The sequence below is a fragment of the Candidatus Kosakonia sp. 282A-S69 genome (assembly GCF_029433855.1).
In the GTDB taxonomy this organism is placed as follows: domain Bacteria; phylum Pseudomonadota; class Gammaproteobacteria; order Enterobacterales; family Enterobacteriaceae; genus Kosakonia; species Kosakonia cowanii_A.
Map to the genome: position 1 here is coordinate 235,728 of NZ_JAROAU010000005.1, position 337 is coordinate 236,064.

Consider the following 337-nt stretch of genomic DNA (forward strand, 5'->3'; position numbering starts at 1 on the left):
AATTTGAGAGACTCACGAACAATTCGCATTGTTCAGTGTTTCAATTTTCAGCTTGATCCAGATTTTTAAAGAGCAAATATCACACACATGACTCGCAAGTCAGTGTCTGGGATATATCGGCAGGTGACTTTCACTCACAGACCAGCAAGTGGCGTCCCCTAGGGGATTCGAACCCCTGTTACCGCCGTGAAAGGGCGGTGTCCTGGGCCTCTAGACGAAGGGGACACAAAGTCTCAATCGCAAGACGCCTTGCTATTTACTTTTCATCAGACAATCTGTGTGGACACTGCAGGGAAAGGTTCTTTAAGGTAAGGAGGTGATCCAACCGCAGGTTCCC

1 tRNA gene is annotated in these 337 nt (G+C 48.1%); it reads right to left on the reverse strand.

Annotated features, from left to right (window positions below):
• Positions 1–149: 149 nt before the first annotated feature.
• Positions 150–225 (reverse strand) — tRNA-Glu (locus PU683_RS22105).
• Positions 226–337: the final 112 nt, after the last annotated feature.